The organism is Shewanella mangrovisoli (genome assembly GCF_019457635.1).
GTDB classification, from domain to species: domain Bacteria; phylum Pseudomonadota; class Gammaproteobacteria; order Enterobacterales; family Shewanellaceae; genus Shewanella; species Shewanella mangrovisoli.
On record NZ_CP080412.1, the window covers coordinates 1,007,268 to 1,021,945 of the forward strand.

Consider the following 14,678-nt stretch of genomic DNA (forward strand, 5'->3'; position numbering starts at 1 on the left):
ATGGCACAGTTCTTTTTCTGGCATAAGTACAAGATATGGTAAGCAGATCTCCGTTCGAATCCTTTCAGTGGAAAAGCGATATTTTTAACTGTGAAAGCACTGATATCGATAATTTTTATCTACAGCTTGAGCAGGAAATGTCCCGTTTGGGGATGGTTGAGAAAAAACTCGGTGAAGTCGGCAAGTACAGCGTCAGTCTGTATCAATCTCCCGCCGCCAAATCTGGCTTACCTTCGTTATTGATCAGCGCAGGGTTTCACGGTGAAGAATCGGCTGGCCCTTGGGGCTTACTGCACTTTTTAAGTGAGGCATCGGCCGATTTATTTGAACGGGTGAATTTGAGCATTCTGCCTCTGGTGAACCCAACCGGCTTTAAGCGTGGCCACAGATTTAACAAGTTTGGTGAAAACCCTAACCGTGGCTTCGTGTTTGAAAACGGTAAACCTAAGGCCAACGAGAGCACCTCGGTGGAAGGTAAGCTGCTGTTGGATCATGCGCAATTACTCATCGCGGCGAGCCGTGACGGTATTTTAACCTGCCATGAGGACGTGCTGAGCCGTGAGGCTTATGTGTATTCCTTCGAGCCAAGCCAAGTGCCGGGACGTTTTAGTCTCGATTTACGCGATACCTTAGGGGGCTATTTCCCTATCGCCGCTGATGGTGAGATTGATGGTTGCCCTGTTAAAGATGGCTTGATTTTCAATCACTTCGATACTTCATTTGAGGCGTGTTTAGTGCGTAGCGGCGCGCGTGTCGGTGCCTGTACCGAAACCCCTGCACTGCAAAACTTCGACCAACGTATTTTGGCAAATAGCGCGGCAATGACCCATTTCTTGGCCCTTTGCGCACCATTATGCGATTGAGCCGATAGGTTTTATTTCGATTGAAACAAAAATACCCGCCTAGGCGGGTATTTTTATGGGCGCAGCGGCATCAACCGCTGCAATCTATTACTTTGCCGATTATTGATTAATAATCGTTGGCACGCCTGTACGCTCATCGAGCAGCTTTTTAATCACTGCTGAATCGGTATCGGCCTTGGCAATAAACTTAGCGATATCTTTCGGTAAGGTCAGAGAGACGGGCTCTTCTGATTCAAACTCGGCAATGGTGCGTGACAGTGGCTGGTGCACGGCTAAGTAGCGCTTACCATCTGGCTCTTCGGTCGCTTTAATCGGTTGGTTCACAAATTGTACTCGGGTACCCACTGGAACCGTTTTGAATAAGTGTTCAATGTCATCGTGGCGTAAACGTACGCAGCCTTGGCTGACACGTAAACCAATACCGAAGCTGGCGTTGGTGCCATGGATGGCATACAAGTTACCAATGTAGAGCGCGTAGAGTCCCATTGGGTTATCGGGACCGGCTGGCCAAACCGCAGGCAGAATTTCGCCCCTTGCGGCATATTCTTTACGAATACGTGGGGTTGGTGTCCAAGTTGGGTTAGCGCGTTTACGTTGAACACTGGTGACCCAGTTTTCAGGGGTATCTTTACCAATTTGACCAATACCAATAGGCAGCACTTCAACGGTGTTCTTACCTTTTGGATAGTAATACAGGCGCATTTCGGCAACGTTGATCACTATGCCTTCACGCGGTGCATTGGGCAGAATGAGCTGTTGAGGAATTAATAGCTTGCTGCCTGGAGTAGGTAGGAAAGGATCCACACCAGGGTTTGCTTCCAGCAAGTTGCTTAGACCGAGTTGGAATTTAGCGGCAACATCTTCGAGGGTGTGTTTACCCTCTGGCACTGTGTAATACAGGTTCTCGCCAACTAACCGACTCTTCGAAGACGGTAAAGGGTATTCCGTTGCTAAAGCGGAAAGACTCGGAAAAACCAGAGTCAATAATAAAGCTGTGGTGCGAAGCATACTCATAAGCGGATACTACGATTCCTGTTAATAAAATAACCTGTTTTACGCGGCTTTTTCTCCCTAAAACAGGGCGGCAAATTGTCGGGCAAAGTGCACTGGCGCGCGAAGCTCGCATCCTTCCTTATTTTGGCCATTATTTCAACTGAAATATGATCCGTACGGCGTATTTATCACTTATTTTAGCCTTAAGCGTTTTGCGAGGCGATGCAGATTGCCAGGGTCGAGTCCTAAGGCTCTGGCCGAGGCGGCCCAATTGCCGTTTTGCGCCGTGAGCACTTGTTTGATGTAGTCACGCTGAAAGGCGTCGGTCGCTAGGGCTAAACTGACACCTTCCAACGGGCGAAGCTGCATATCGTTTACGCTTAAGCTTGCCGATGCGTTTGTCTCTACAGGGCTTTGTTTAAACGGTAAATCAAAATGTTGTGGTGCTATGGTGCAGCAGCCATCCTGTGCCGACACTCGCGCCAGTACGGTTGCCCTATGAATGGCGTGCTCTAGTTCGCGCACATTGCCCGGCCAAGTATATTGATTGAGCAAGATTAAGCTACTGGGGCTGAAGTTAAGCTGCTTCATCCCGAGTTTTTGCCGATATCGCTCGGCGAAGAATCCACTCAACAAGGTGATGTCCTGCTCGCGCTCCCGCAGGGGCGGCACCAGCAGGGGAAACACACTCAACCTATGGTAAAGATCGGCCCTAAAACGGCCAGCCAGCACTTCTGTCTTCAGATCCTTATTGGTGGCGGCAATGATACGCACATCGACTTTAAGACTGCGATCATCCCCCACTTTTTGAATATCGCCATATTGTAAGACCCGCAGCAACTTGGCCTGAAGCGTGAGCGGAAGCTCGCCAATCTCGTCTAGAAAGAGTGTGCCCTTATCGGCCATTTCAAACTTGCCACTGCGATGGCTGATGGCACCGGTAAATGCGCCTTTAATATGGCCAAAGAGTTCACTCTCGGCAACCGATTCAGGAAGCGCCGCGCAATTGAGATAAACCAAGGGTTTGTGCTGTCTCGCGGATTTTTGATGGATTGCCTGGGCGACTAACTCTTTGCCCGTTCCTGTTTCGCCTAAAATCAGTACGTTAAGGTCACTATGGGCAACGACTTCAATCTCACGATTCAAGCTTTGCATCTGGGGCGAGTTACCGATGATTTCGGCATCGTGGTTAAGGTTCGGGCTTTTTTCCTGCACATGGGTCGAGTGGCTATTGAGTGCCATGCGCTCCAGTTTTTCAACCAGCAGGGCGTTGCTTAAGGATGCAGCGGCAATCGCACTTAAGCTGCGCAGCTCAGTATTGCTGAATTGGTCGAATTGTAGGGGATTAAAGGCATCGATAGTCACGGCGCCGATAAGCTGTTCGTCGGCAAATAAGGGCAGTCCGATACAGGCATGAACCTTCAATGCCCCGGTTTGATTGGGGATCAAGCCATCGTAGGGATCGGCAAGTTCACTGTCGGCGGGAAAGCGCACTATATCGCCCGCCCGGGCAATGGCCTCAAGCCTTGGATGTTCATTCAGGATAAAGCGTCTGCCGAGCACATCCTCGTTCAAACCGTCGATAGCCAGCGGGGTAAAATAGTGTCCATGGAAGGTCAGTAGCGCTGCCGCGTCACAGTGCAGGTTAGCTCTCACCGTATCGAGCAAGCGTGAGAAGCGGTCCCTGTGGGCTAAACCTGAGGTAATGTCCAGTGCGATACGGGTAAGGTCGGTTTGACTAAGGGCCATAAAAACTCCAGCAGCGAGGTTCCCCTGATTTATAGCATTGATTGTTATATTGACACAGGTTATTTAGACACTGCTAACCGTTATTGTGGTATGGCTATAAAAGCGTGGTAAACGATAAACGGCGCAGGCCATCAAACTAAGCAACCAAGGTGCCTAAACGACACCTTGGTCAGATCGGATTAATCGCTGTCGTTAGTGATGGGGTTGTAAGACTTCCTGTTGTACTTTGGCAGGTTTATTCAGGGCTTTTCTGATCAAATCGATTAAGAAGGCGCCCATTAAGAGACCGCCGATGCTGAAGATGACATCCCCAAACATGCGCATCCAAACCAGCCTTTCAACCAGTGGACTATGGATCACTTCTGGCGAACGGGCGAACCAATATCCATGGTCGATGACGGCAAAAAACTGCGTAATCCCCACGGGCAATAACGACATAAACACCATAGCCGCTAGGCCAATGTTGAGGCTCCAGAAGGCGCCCTTGAGCATTTTGTCATTCCACTGCATATTGCCGGTGAGGCCCCGCAGACAGAAGAGCATCAAGCCCATGCCCAGCATACCGTACACGCCCATAAAGGCGGCGTGACCGTGGGTGGCCGTGGTGTTTAATCCTTGAATGTAATAGAGCGAGATAGGTGGATTGATTAAAAAGCCCAGCATACCTGCACCGACTAAGTTCCAAAACGCGGTCGCCACAAAGAACATCATCGCCCAATGATAACGTTGCATCCAGCCACTGGCTTTGCGCAGACGGTAGGTTTCCATCGCTTCAAAACCAATTATGGCGAGGGGGACGACTTCTAAGGCGGAGAAGATGGCGCCCCAAGCGATCACTGAGGTGGGTGTGCCAGTAAAGTAGAGGTGGTGTAGGGTGCCAATCAAACCTCCTGTTAAGAAGATCACTGTCGTGAATAACACCGCACCGTTGGCACTGCGACCGCGGATTAACCCTAAACGTACCAACATCAAGGCGATAACGGCGGTGGCAAAGGTTTCGAAGAAGCCTTCAACCCACAGGTGTACAACCCACCAACGCCAATATTCTGCAATCGCTAAGTTGGCGTGTTTACCCATAAAGAGGCCGGCGCCATAGAACAAGCCAATCGCCACACAGGAGGCATAGAGTACCCAAATCACAGGGCGCATCTCGCCTTGCACTTTAAGAGCGGGTTTGATGGCGGCGGTGACTAAAGCCAGCCAAATCAATAATCCGACGAGGAGTAAGATTTGCCATACTCGGCCAAGATCGATGTACTCATATCCTTGGTGACCAAAGAGGAAGTTCATGTCGAGGTCAAAATACTGCTGCACCCCAATCCATTCGCCCGCCATCGAGCCAAGTACCACGACGACCAAGGCTACCCAGAGTACGTTAACGCCGAGACGTTGATATTTCGGCTCATAACCCGATAAGGCGGGAGCAATATACAGCCCTGTGCCTAACCAGGCCGTGGCTATCCAAAATACCGCTAACTGGGTGTGCCAGGTACGAGTCACTGAGTAGGGGAGTATTTCCGAAATCGGTAAACCGTAAAACTCTTGGCCTTCAACCGCATAGTGGGCCGTGATCCCGCCGAGTAAAATTTGCAGTAAAAACAGACCAATTGCCGTGATGAAGTATTTGCCGACGGCTTTTTGTGAGGCGGTGGGTTTAGTGAAAAACAGCGGATCTTGCTCCGAGGGCTTGGGCAGACTCTCATGCTTGCCGCTCGCATGGTGCCAGATCAATCCGCCAATCCCCGCAATTAAGGTCACAATACTGAGTATCGACCAAACGATATTATCCGAGGTCGGTGTATTGCCTAGCTGGGGATCGAAGGGCCAGTTATTGGTGTAGGTATAGGGGGCATCGGGGCGCTCGGTGATTGCCGCCCAGGCTCCCCAAAAGAGGAACGCATTGAGTTGTTCGCGGCGCGCTAGATCGGGCACAGTGCCTTCTTTCATGGCGTATTGTTCACGAAGGTTGCTAAGCTCCGGATCGCTCCCAAACAGGGATAAATAATGCTGCTCGACCTTATCTATCGCCTCGATACGAGTGTCGGACAAGCGGATCAGCACTGTGCCATCGGCCTGTGGCTCGACGCTGTTATGGCGTAAATCTTCCCTTAAGGCTTGTTCAAGCCCAGCTTTTTGTTGGGAGTTTAATTGGGCAAACGGCGTTTGATATTGCTGCTCTGCGCGAATATCGAGCCAAGCTTCGGCTTCTCTGTGTAACCAGTCGGCAGTCCAATCCGGGGCAACATAAGAGCCATGTCCCCAAACCGAACCCAGTTGATGGCCGCCCATGGAGCGCCAGACCAATTGACCTTGTTCGATATCATTTTCGCTAAACACAACCTGACCATTTACATCGGTATATGCAGTGGGGATTGGCGGTTTTTCCCGATAAATTTCACTGCCTATGCTCAGCAGCACAGTGAATGAAGCAATCAGCACAATAAGCAGTGCGATAGCGGTGAGTTTTTGTTTGCTCATAAGTCTCCTTGATGCAACGTCATTTTGATACGTTTCACCTGCTATTGCGTAATACGTGCCAAGCCTTTTTGTTGTTGAAAATAAAGAAGAATATAAATTTCACTCTATGCTTGATTGTCTTTTTGATACTGAATATTGATTGTTGATATGACAGTGATTGTCTTTATGACATCTTTAGAGGCTTGTATGTCGATAACACAATGGGAAAGGTGATTTTATCTATGCTTTCAAGTTATTGCAGAGTTTAACTGGACTTAAGCTGACTTTTAGCGAATACGGCATATTTTTATATAGTTATCCTGGCGATTTTGGCGGTATACAGTGAGTTTATATGGAATGCTATTTTTAAATGTATTGATAAATAAAGGTTTTATCTTGTTTATGAGCTTGAGTTCATGTTCGGTAGGTGTTTATGGTTGTACTGGTTTTTATGTAAAAGTTAGTCAAAATGGTCTTTCACTGAGGATTTGGATGTAGATGTTTGAAATTTAATATTTAAAACTCCATTAATTTGCATTTTTTATGCTAGTATAGAAACACAAAAATTTTCAATTGAGTCATTTTTAATCTAGGTGATTTCTTTATCGTTTAACTAAACACTCTTGTATTTAAGGAGGCATGTGTGGATGCAGATTCCATCAATAGTTTTTTTCTGATCGGTGCCTTGCTTGCCGCTGTGAGTGTTTTGTTAAGTCCCGTGTCTTCGCGCTTGGGTATCCCTATCTTATTAATTTTCCTCGCAGTAGGGATTTTAGCCGGGGAGGATGGTCCCGGCGGTATTCTGTTTGACGACTACTCAACCGCTTATCTTGTCAGTAACTTAGCCTTAGCCATTATCTTGCTCGATGGCGGTATGCGCACGCGGGTCGCGAGCTTTAGGGTGGCACTGTGGCCAGCATTGTCGCTGGCGACCTTTGGGGTCGCTATCACCACTAGTATCACGGGCGTAATGGCCGCATGGTTATTTGACTTACACTGGTTGCAAGGCTTGCTGGTGGGGGCAATTGTCGGCTCCACTGATGCGGCGGCGGTATTCTCGCTATTAAAGGGCCGTAGCCTTAACGAGCGTGTTGGCGCGACGCTGGAAATCGAATCGGGCAGTAACGACCCAATGGCGGTGTTTTTAACCGTGACCCTGATTGCCATCCTCGCTAATGTGGACGCCGAGTTATCCGTAAGCTTTATGCTGATAAGCTTTATCAAGCAGTTTGGCTTGGGGATTTTCCTCGGTCTTGGCGGCGGTTGGCTGCTGTGGAAGTTGGTGAATCTAAGCAAGCTTGCCGAAGGCTTGTATTCGATTTTAGTGCTCAGTGGCGGTCTGATGATTTATGCCGCCTCGAACAAACTCGGCGGTAGCGGCATTCTGTCGATTTATCTCGTCGGTCTCTTCCTCGGCAACAAGCCTACCCGTGGTCGCCATGCCATCCTAAACGTATTGGATGGCATGACTTGGGTTAGCCAAATCGGTATGTTCCTCGTATTAGGGCTGCTGCTCACACCGTCTGACTTGTTGGATATTTGGTTACCGGGCTTAGCGTTAGCCTTTGGGATGATCCTGTTTGCCAGACCGTTAGCCGTATGGCTCAGCTTGCTGCCCTTTAAGAGCTTTAGCAGCCGTGACCGCTGGTTTATTTCTTGGGTCGGATTGCGTGGCGCCGTGCCGATTATTTTAGCGGTATTCCCTATGATGGCGGGATTACCGGGGGCGCAGTTGTACTTTAACTTGGCATTCTTCGTGGTGTTAGTGTCACTGCTAGTACAAGGGGCGTCCCTCACCACGGCGGCACGTTTAGCTAAGGTTGAGTTGCCACCTAAGCCGTTGCCGATTTCACGCTCTGGGGTTGAAATTTACCCTAGCAGCGAGTGGGAAGTGTTTGTGTACCATCTGAGTGAAAACAAATGGTGTATCGGCGAACCGCTTAAACGCCTCTCAATGCCAGATGGAACAAGGATTGCGGCGGTATTTCGCCATAATACACTGCTGCACCCTTCGGGCAGTACTTGCCTCGAGGCGGGGGATATTTTGTGCGTGCTTGGGCAAGAGAAGAGTCTAGAAGCCTTAAGTAACCTCTTTAGTCAGGCGCCCGAAACCAAGGAAGTGCCACGTTTCTTCGGTGACTTCTTTATCGATACTGAGGTTAAGCTGTTGGATCTGGCGCCGATTTATGGTCTGGAGTTAGATGAAGCCACTGGCGACATGACGGTCGCAGATTTAGTGGCGGCAGAATTAGGCTCGCATCCGGTACTTGGGGATCAGTTCCTATGGCAGTCGCTGCATTGGGTGGTTGCAGGGCTCAATGAAGGCAAAGTGACCAATGTGGGTATTCGCTTACCGGCAGAGGCTTAATCAGTGCTTAAGCCTGCTATGCAGTGCTTAACAGGAAATGATGCTTAGGGTTTCAAGCCCTCAACCCTCAACAATGCCTTAAACCGAAAGTTCTAACATAAAAAATGCCAAGCAATTGCTTGGCATTTTTTATCCGCTTTTAAGTACTTATCTCGAACAGATAGAACGAAAGCTTATTTATATAAGGACTTGTCCGTTGGATCTGGGCGAGTCTTAAAGCGGCGGTGGAGCCACATATATTGGGCGCGATTTCTATCGATAATACCTTCGATAATTTTGTTACCGCGAATGGCATCGGCTAGCTCATCTTCACCGGGGAAATTATCCAGCGGCGGCATAATCTCAATATGGTAACCCTTATCACCTTCGGTGCGCTCCACAAAGAAGGGCAGCACTTTGGCCTTACCGAGTTTAGCCAGTGTGGTGGCACCGGTAATGGTCGCGGCATCGGGCACGGCATAGAAGGGAATAAACACCGCACTCGAACGCCCAAAATCCTGATCGGCGGTATACCAAATCACATCGGGATTGCGTAAACAACGCACCATCTGACGTAGATCGCGTTTTGGCACTAAGGCTTTGTTTGAGCGTAAGCGGCCTTTGACCTGTAGGTATTCCATCACCGGATTGTTGTGTGGACGGTACACCCCAACACCGGGTTGGAATTGACCAAAAATACGCGCGCCCATTTCCAGCGGTAAGCAGTGCACGGCGAACAGAATCACCCCATGGCCAGCATTCAAGGTGTCTTGCACGTATTCTTTGCCGGTGATCTGCATATGTTGTTGGATTTTTTCATCGGTCCACCACCAGGCATTGATGGTATCGAAAATCGCTTTACCTGTTTCTTCAAAGTTGCGGGTCAGCAGGGCTTCGCGCTCCGATTCCGGCATGTCGGGGAAACAGAGAGTTAAATTGCGGCGTGCGGTATGGGTACGACTGCCTGCAATAGTCTTAACTAATCGGCCTAATCCTTTACCTAACTTCATTTGCCACGAGAGAGGTAACACTTGGGTAATCCGCATCACTAACACCCCAAACCACATGGGCCAGTGCTTCGGATGATATAAGGATGATGAAAACTCAGCTTTCTCGACCACAAAAATACTCACTACTTTTGAAAATTACTGCTTATTCTAACTCATATTTTGCTGAAAATTAGGTACAATCACGGTTTAATTTCTGCAATAGATAAGAGCGCTATGAAGGTTTCTCTGCCAGCATTTGAAAAAGCCAAAGTGTTAGTTGTCGGCGATGTGATGTTAGATCGCTACTGGGTTGGGCCAACGGGACGTATCTCGCCCGAAGCGCCAGTGCCTGTGGTGAAGATTAACCAAGTCGAAGACAGACCGGGCGGTGCGGCCAACGTGGCGCTAAATATCGCGACCCTAGGCGGCCAAGTGCAATTGGCGGGGTTAGTGGGGGAGGATGATACCGCTAAGGCGTTAACCCTTGGCGTGCAAGCGTTGGGCGTTGAGCCACAGTGGTTGAATATTGCCGATAAACCGACCATTACCAAACTGCGGGTATTGTCGCGTAATCAGCAGCTCATTCGCCTCGATTTTGAAGAGTCCTTCGATAAGCAGGATAGTGAGCGGTTGCTTAAACAATCCGAAGCCTTACTCGATTCGGTCGATGTGGTGGTGCTGTCGGATTATGCGAAGGGCGCTATTGATAAGCCGCAGGATTTTATTGCGCTGGCTCGCGCTAAAGGCGTGAAAGTGCTTGTCGATCCAAAGGGTTCCGATTTTAGCCGTTACCATGGCGCTTCACTCATCACACCCAATATGAGTGAATTTGAAGCCGTTGTTGGCGCGGTAACTTCTGAGGCGGATCTACTCGAAAAGGCCCGTGGCTTACTCAATAAGCATCAGTTCGACGCTATCTTAGTCACTCGCTCCGAAAAGGGCATGACCTTAGTGACGGCCAATGCCCCAGAGTTACATATCCCTACTGTGGCCCGTGAGGTGTATGACGTGACAGGCGCCGGTGATACTGTGATTTCAGCTCTGGCGACCTCACTCGCTGCGGGCGCAGAACTGCCGCAGGCGTGCGCCATTGCCAATACCGCCGCAGGGGTTGTGGTGGGTAAATTAGGTACTTCAACCGTGTCTCGCATCGAGCTGATTGAAGCCTTAGCACTGCACCACGGTGAGTCGGGTTTTGGGGTAGTGAGTGAAGATCAACTTGCCTATGCCTTAGAGCAAGCCAAATTGCGCGGCGAGCAAGTGGTGATGACTAACGGTTGCTTCGATATTCTGCACGCGGGGCACGTCAGTTACCTCAAGCAAGCCAAAGCCTTAGGTGACAGATTGATTGTGGCCGTGAATGATGACGCTTCGGTCAAACGCTTAAAAGGCGAAGGCCGCCCAGTCAATCAAGTGGATAGACGTATGGCGGTGTTAGCGGGATTAGCCGCCGTCGATTGGGTTGTGCCTTTTACTGAAGACACGCCACAGCGGATTATCGCCAGATTACTCCCCGATCTCCTCGTCAAAGGAGGAGATTATAAGGTTGAGGATATCGCCGGGGGCGCCGAGGTGATCGCCGCGGGTGGCCAAGTTCAAGTGTTAGGGTTTGAAGACGGGATATCAACCACGGCCATTATCCAAAATATCATGGCAAAACAGTGAGTCTCATTGCCCTGACACTGATCTCTAGCCTGACTTGGGTGCCTATTGGCGACAAGCAGGCGTTAATTTGCCCGTTAGCGCAATTGAGTCAGTGTCTGGCAAGCTTTCCTAATCAGGTTCGTGAACAACTCCCCCGCAGTGAAGCCCTGTTTCAAACTGAACTTGGGCTTCGCAGTGCCATGGTGTTACCCGTCGAAAATAGTTATTTCTCCGGTTTAATCCTGGTAAATGAGCGAGAAACACCAGAGTTTCAATTGCTCAATATCGATGGCATAACCTATCAATATGACCTCAAAGAACAGGCATTATTGACCCTGTGGCATGAGCTAGGACACCTTGAAAATCTGGCCTTGCAGGGCAGTTTATTACCTAAAGAATTAACAGCTTATCAGCATGAGTGGTTGGCGGATCTCTACCTTGTTTGGCGTGTCGCTAAGGCCAAGGGCAATCTTGATTTAGCCTGGCAGCAATATCACAGACGCAACCTTGCGGCGTTAACAAGTTCGCAGTATATGTCTCACTGGACCAGTCCTATGATGATACAAGTGTTAAGAAAGTATCAAGTGGGTCAGATTGCTCATTACAGTCAATATCGTGATTTTGTCGCCGATTTTTATCCTAAAATAATACAAATTGAGCCACAGATATTACGCGAATATTCGAGTTTAATGCAGCGGACTTTTGGCGAGACCGTGCTGCAACCCCTGCCAGCATACCTATCTTGGCGCAAGCCGGATCTTGGGCGTTACCTTACCCCGACACTGACACTGCTGATGGGGGAGACAAAAGCACACGACTGGTTAGTACAAAATTCAATGTTGTGAATATGTAAACGGAATCGATAAATCTCCCTGTTTCAAACTGAACCCTAGCTGAACAAAAGCGAAATACACTTGTTTGGCGTTTCCAAACAGCAGTAATCCCTGAAAGGCTTTGGTAAGCTCTACCCCAGAAAAAGAACAACGGGAGACTTTACTATGGCTAAGCGCTCGCGAGTACAGACTGAGCAGACCATAAATCAGATTATGGATGAAGCGTTAAGACAAATTTTGACTATTGGCTTTGAGACTATGTCTTATACCACGTTATCTGAAGCAACGGGGATTAGCCGCACTGGTATTAGTCATCACTTTCCGCGTAAAAATGACTTCTTAATCCGTTTAGATAGTCGTATTGGCAATTTATTTGTTGCCGCGCTCGACTTTTCTAGCCAAGAAGCCTTAGAAGCCTCTTGGATGAAAGCGATGCAAGAAGAGCATTACCGCGCAGTGCTAAGATTATTCTTCAGCCTCTGTGGTGGCGCGAATAACGAAATCACCCTCTTCAGAGCGGTCAGCACAGCACGTCAGCAAGCCATTGCTGAATTAGGATTGGTCGGCGATCGCACCATCAATCACCTATTAGGCCGTACTGCGGTCATGCTGCTGTCTAATTTTGATGTTGCCAAAGCGGCATAATTTTAAGCATCACCACAAAAAAGGAGCCCTAGGCTCCTTTTTTGTTTCTATGGTTTGGCAAAGGGCGGTTGGTTTTATCCGCAGTGGAGCTAGTGCTTTGTGCATTCTTAAGTTAGTTAATTTGCAGTTAGTTAAGTTGTAATGGAGACAGCTGCGCTTGTTTTAACTTTTGTTGGGTAAGATAAACGCCGACAGCCATAAAGGTCAGCGCCGCGGCTATCAGGGCGCAAAGGGCGTGATGGAATACCAAATGGCTGATAAAGAAGGCTGGAATATCCTCAATACTATCGATAAGGAAAAGTTTAATGATAAGCCCAAGGTACAAGAGTAAGTGCAATATCGCCCCTGTGATAAAGAGACGCTTAAACTTTTGCACCAAGCGAGCGGCGAGATTGAGGCGGTAATAGCGGCAAAACAGATAACCACCGAGGCCAATACCAATCGATATCCAGCCGAGCCCCAGCAGCGAGGTTTTAATCAAAATTGCCGACAGCATAAATAATCCAAGCAGCATCAAGCTATCCTTTCAATGAATGGGGTCGACCACAAGCAAGTTGCGCAGAGACTAGCTGAGCTTGCTTAAAAACGTGTGAAAACATATCCCTAAGTTGGGGAAAAGAGAAAGGGAGCCAAGTGGCTCCCTTTATGATTAATAAGCAAACTTAAGCATTACAGCGCTTTTAAAATCGCCTCAACGCTAGCCTTGGCATCGCCGAATAGCATTTGGGTATTGTCTTTAAAGAACAGTGGGTTTTGTACACCCGCATAACCCGTGTTCATCGAGCGTTTAAAGCCAATCACGTTTTGCGCTTTCCACACTTCGAGCACTGGCATGCCCGCAATTGGGCTGCCCGGATCTTCCATCGCCGCAGGGTTCACCGTATCGTTGGCACCAATGACGAGCACTACGTCGGTATCGCTAAAGTCCTCGTTGATTTCGTCCATTTCGAGCACGATATCGTAGGGCACTTTGGCTTCGGCCAGGAGTACGTTCATATGGCCAGGTAAGCGACCCGCTACTGGGTGAATACCAAAGCGTACCTTCACGCCGCGATCACGCAGTTTTTGGGTGATTTCAGCCACAGGATATTGCGCCTGCGCCACTGCCATACCATAGCCTGGGGTGATGATGACAGAAGTTGCGTTTTTCAGCATGTCAGCCACATCTTCGGCGTTGGTTTCACGGTATTCGCCCATTTCTTCATCGCCAGATGAGGCCACACCATCGGTGCCAAATCCACCTGCGATAACCGAGATAAACGAGCGGTTCATCGCTTTACACATGATGTAAGACAGAATCGCACCCGATGAGCCCACGAGCGCTCCTGTCACGATCAGCAGATCGTTTGACAGCATAAAGCCCGCTGCCGCTGCCGCCCAACCTGAGTAGGAGTTCAGCATTGAGACCACAACTGGCATGTCCGCACCGCCGATTGAAGCCACTAAATGCCAGCCAAAAGCGAAGGCGATAAGTGTCATCAACAGTAGGGCAGGCATAGTGCCACCCGTTTGTACGAAGTAAACCAATAGTGCCAATGATACCAATACCGCTGCGAGGTTCAGTTTATGGCGATGTGGCAACATCAAAGGTTTTGAGGAAATTAATCCGCGTAACTTACCGAAGGCTACGATAGAACCCGTGAAGGTCACCGCACCGATAAAGATCCCGAGGAACACTTCCACTAAGTGAATGTTGAGCATAGCGCCAGTCAAATGGGCTTTCTCGGCGGCTTTGGCCGCTTCGCTTAGCGCATCCTGCACTGCGGCTAAGGTGGAGTTGATATCTCCGCCAACGGCCACAACCACTTGCGATACTTGCTCTGGGTGTAGGTCGATAAAGCTGTTAAAGCCCACTAATACCGCCGCCATACCCACAAAGCTGTGGAGTACTGCGACAAGTTCAGGCATTTCCGTCATTTCGACTTTAAGTGCTAAACGCACGCCGATGGCACCACCAATCACCATGGCGACAATAATCCAGGCGACACCGCTGGTGTCAGGATTAAAAATGGTCGCCAGTAGGGCGATGGCCATACCTGTGATACCAAATAAATTGCCGTGTTTGGCCGTTTCTTGCTTCGACAATCCTGCGAGACTGTAGATAAAGAGCACGGCGGCAATAATGTAAGCTGCTGTTACCAGTCCTTGAGACACGTTA

At 49.1% G+C, this 14,678-nt stretch carries 11 protein-coding genes; 5 read left to right on the plus strand and 6 right to left on the minus strand.

The genetic code is table 11. The features are described from left to right. Window positions 1–35: 35 nt before the first annotated feature. Window positions 36–863 carry an N-acetyl-ornithine deacetylase gene (locus K0H60_RS04490; RefSeq protein WP_088210999.1) on the plus strand — a complete coding sequence of 276 codons (828 nt, stop codon included), beginning with the start codon at window positions 36–38 and terminating at the stop codon, window positions 861–863. Window positions 864–962: 99 nt separating this feature from the next. Here K0H60_RS04490 and K0H60_RS04495 read toward each other — a convergent pair whose 3' ends face one another. The 3 genes from K0H60_RS04495 to K0H60_RS04505 form a co-directional block, all read right to left on the minus strand. Continuing rightward, window positions 963–1,877, minus strand: a complete 915-nt coding sequence (locus tag K0H60_RS04495; protein ID WP_088210998.1) for a L,D-transpeptidase family protein — start codon at window positions 1,875–1,877, stop codon at window positions 963–965. Window positions 1,878–2,048: 171 nt separating this feature from the next. Further along, window positions 2,049–3,605, minus strand: coding sequence for a nitric oxide reductase transcriptional regulator NorR (gene norR, locus K0H60_RS04500; protein ID WP_220057408.1), 1,557 nt, complete (start codon window positions 3,603–3,605; stop codon window positions 2,049–2,051). Window positions 3,606–3,797: 192 nt separating this feature from the next. Then, window positions 3,798–6,083 carry a nitric-oxide reductase large subunit gene (locus K0H60_RS04505; RefSeq protein ID WP_220057409.1) on the minus strand — a complete coding sequence of 762 codons (2,286 nt, stop codon included), beginning with the start codon at window positions 6,081–6,083 and terminating at the stop codon, window positions 3,798–3,800. Between the two features lie 622 nt (window positions 6,084–6,705). Here K0H60_RS04505 and K0H60_RS04510 point away from each other — a divergent pair. After that, the gene (locus K0H60_RS04510) at window positions 6,706–8,430 is read left to right on the plus strand and encodes a potassium/proton antiporter (RefSeq protein ID WP_220057410.1); all 1,725 of its coding nucleotides are present in this window, start codon (window positions 6,706–6,708) and stop codon (window positions 8,428–8,430) included. 173 nt (window positions 8,431–8,603) lie between these two features. On the opposite strand, the gene K0H60_RS04515 is transcribed toward K0H60_RS04510, so the two are convergent. Then, on the minus strand, window positions 8,604–9,530 hold the full coding sequence (locus K0H60_RS04515; RefSeq protein ID WP_084796736.1) for an LpxL/LpxP family Kdo(2)-lipid IV(A) lauroyl/palmitoleoyl acyltransferase: 927 nt from the start codon (window positions 9,528–9,530) through the stop codon (window positions 8,604–8,606). A 102-nt stretch (window positions 9,531–9,632) separates the two neighbouring features. On the opposite strand from K0H60_RS04515, the gene hldE reads away from it, so the two are divergent. From hldE to K0H60_RS04530, 3 genes are all read left to right on the plus strand, one after another. Then, complete coding sequence (gene hldE, locus K0H60_RS04520) at window positions 9,633–11,063, plus strand: bifunctional D-glycero-beta-D-manno-heptose-7-phosphate kinase/D-glycero-beta-D-manno-heptose 1-phosphate adenylyltransferase HldE (RefSeq protein WP_220057411.1); 1,431 nt, start codon at window positions 9,633–9,635, stop codon at window positions 11,061–11,063. Next, a complete protein-coding gene (locus tag K0H60_RS04525) occupies window positions 11,060–11,887 on the plus strand; it encodes a hypothetical protein (RefSeq protein ID WP_220057412.1) in 828 nt (275 codons plus the stop codon). Before hldE ends, K0H60_RS04525 begins: the two co-directional genes overlap by 4 nt. A 153-nt stretch (window positions 11,888–12,040) precedes the next feature. Then, complete coding sequence (locus K0H60_RS04530) at window positions 12,041–12,520, plus strand: TetR family transcriptional regulator (RefSeq protein ID WP_011623828.1); 480 nt, start codon at window positions 12,041–12,043, stop codon at window positions 12,518–12,520. Between the two features lie 127 nt (window positions 12,521–12,647). On the opposite strand, the gene K0H60_RS04535 is transcribed toward K0H60_RS04530, so the two are convergent. Further along, window positions 12,648–13,034: a hypothetical protein gene (locus K0H60_RS04535; RefSeq protein WP_220057413.1), complete on the minus strand. Its 387-nt coding sequence runs from the start codon at window positions 13,032–13,034 to the stop codon at window positions 12,648–12,650. A 155-nt stretch (window positions 13,035–13,189) separates the two neighbouring features. Next, window positions 13,190–14,674 carry a Re/Si-specific NAD(P)(+) transhydrogenase subunit beta gene (gene pntB / locus K0H60_RS04540; RefSeq protein WP_220057414.1) on the minus strand — a complete coding sequence of 495 codons (1,485 nt, stop codon included), beginning with the start codon at window positions 14,672–14,674 and terminating at the stop codon, window positions 13,190–13,192. Between the last annotated feature and the right edge of the window lie 4 nt (window positions 14,675–14,678).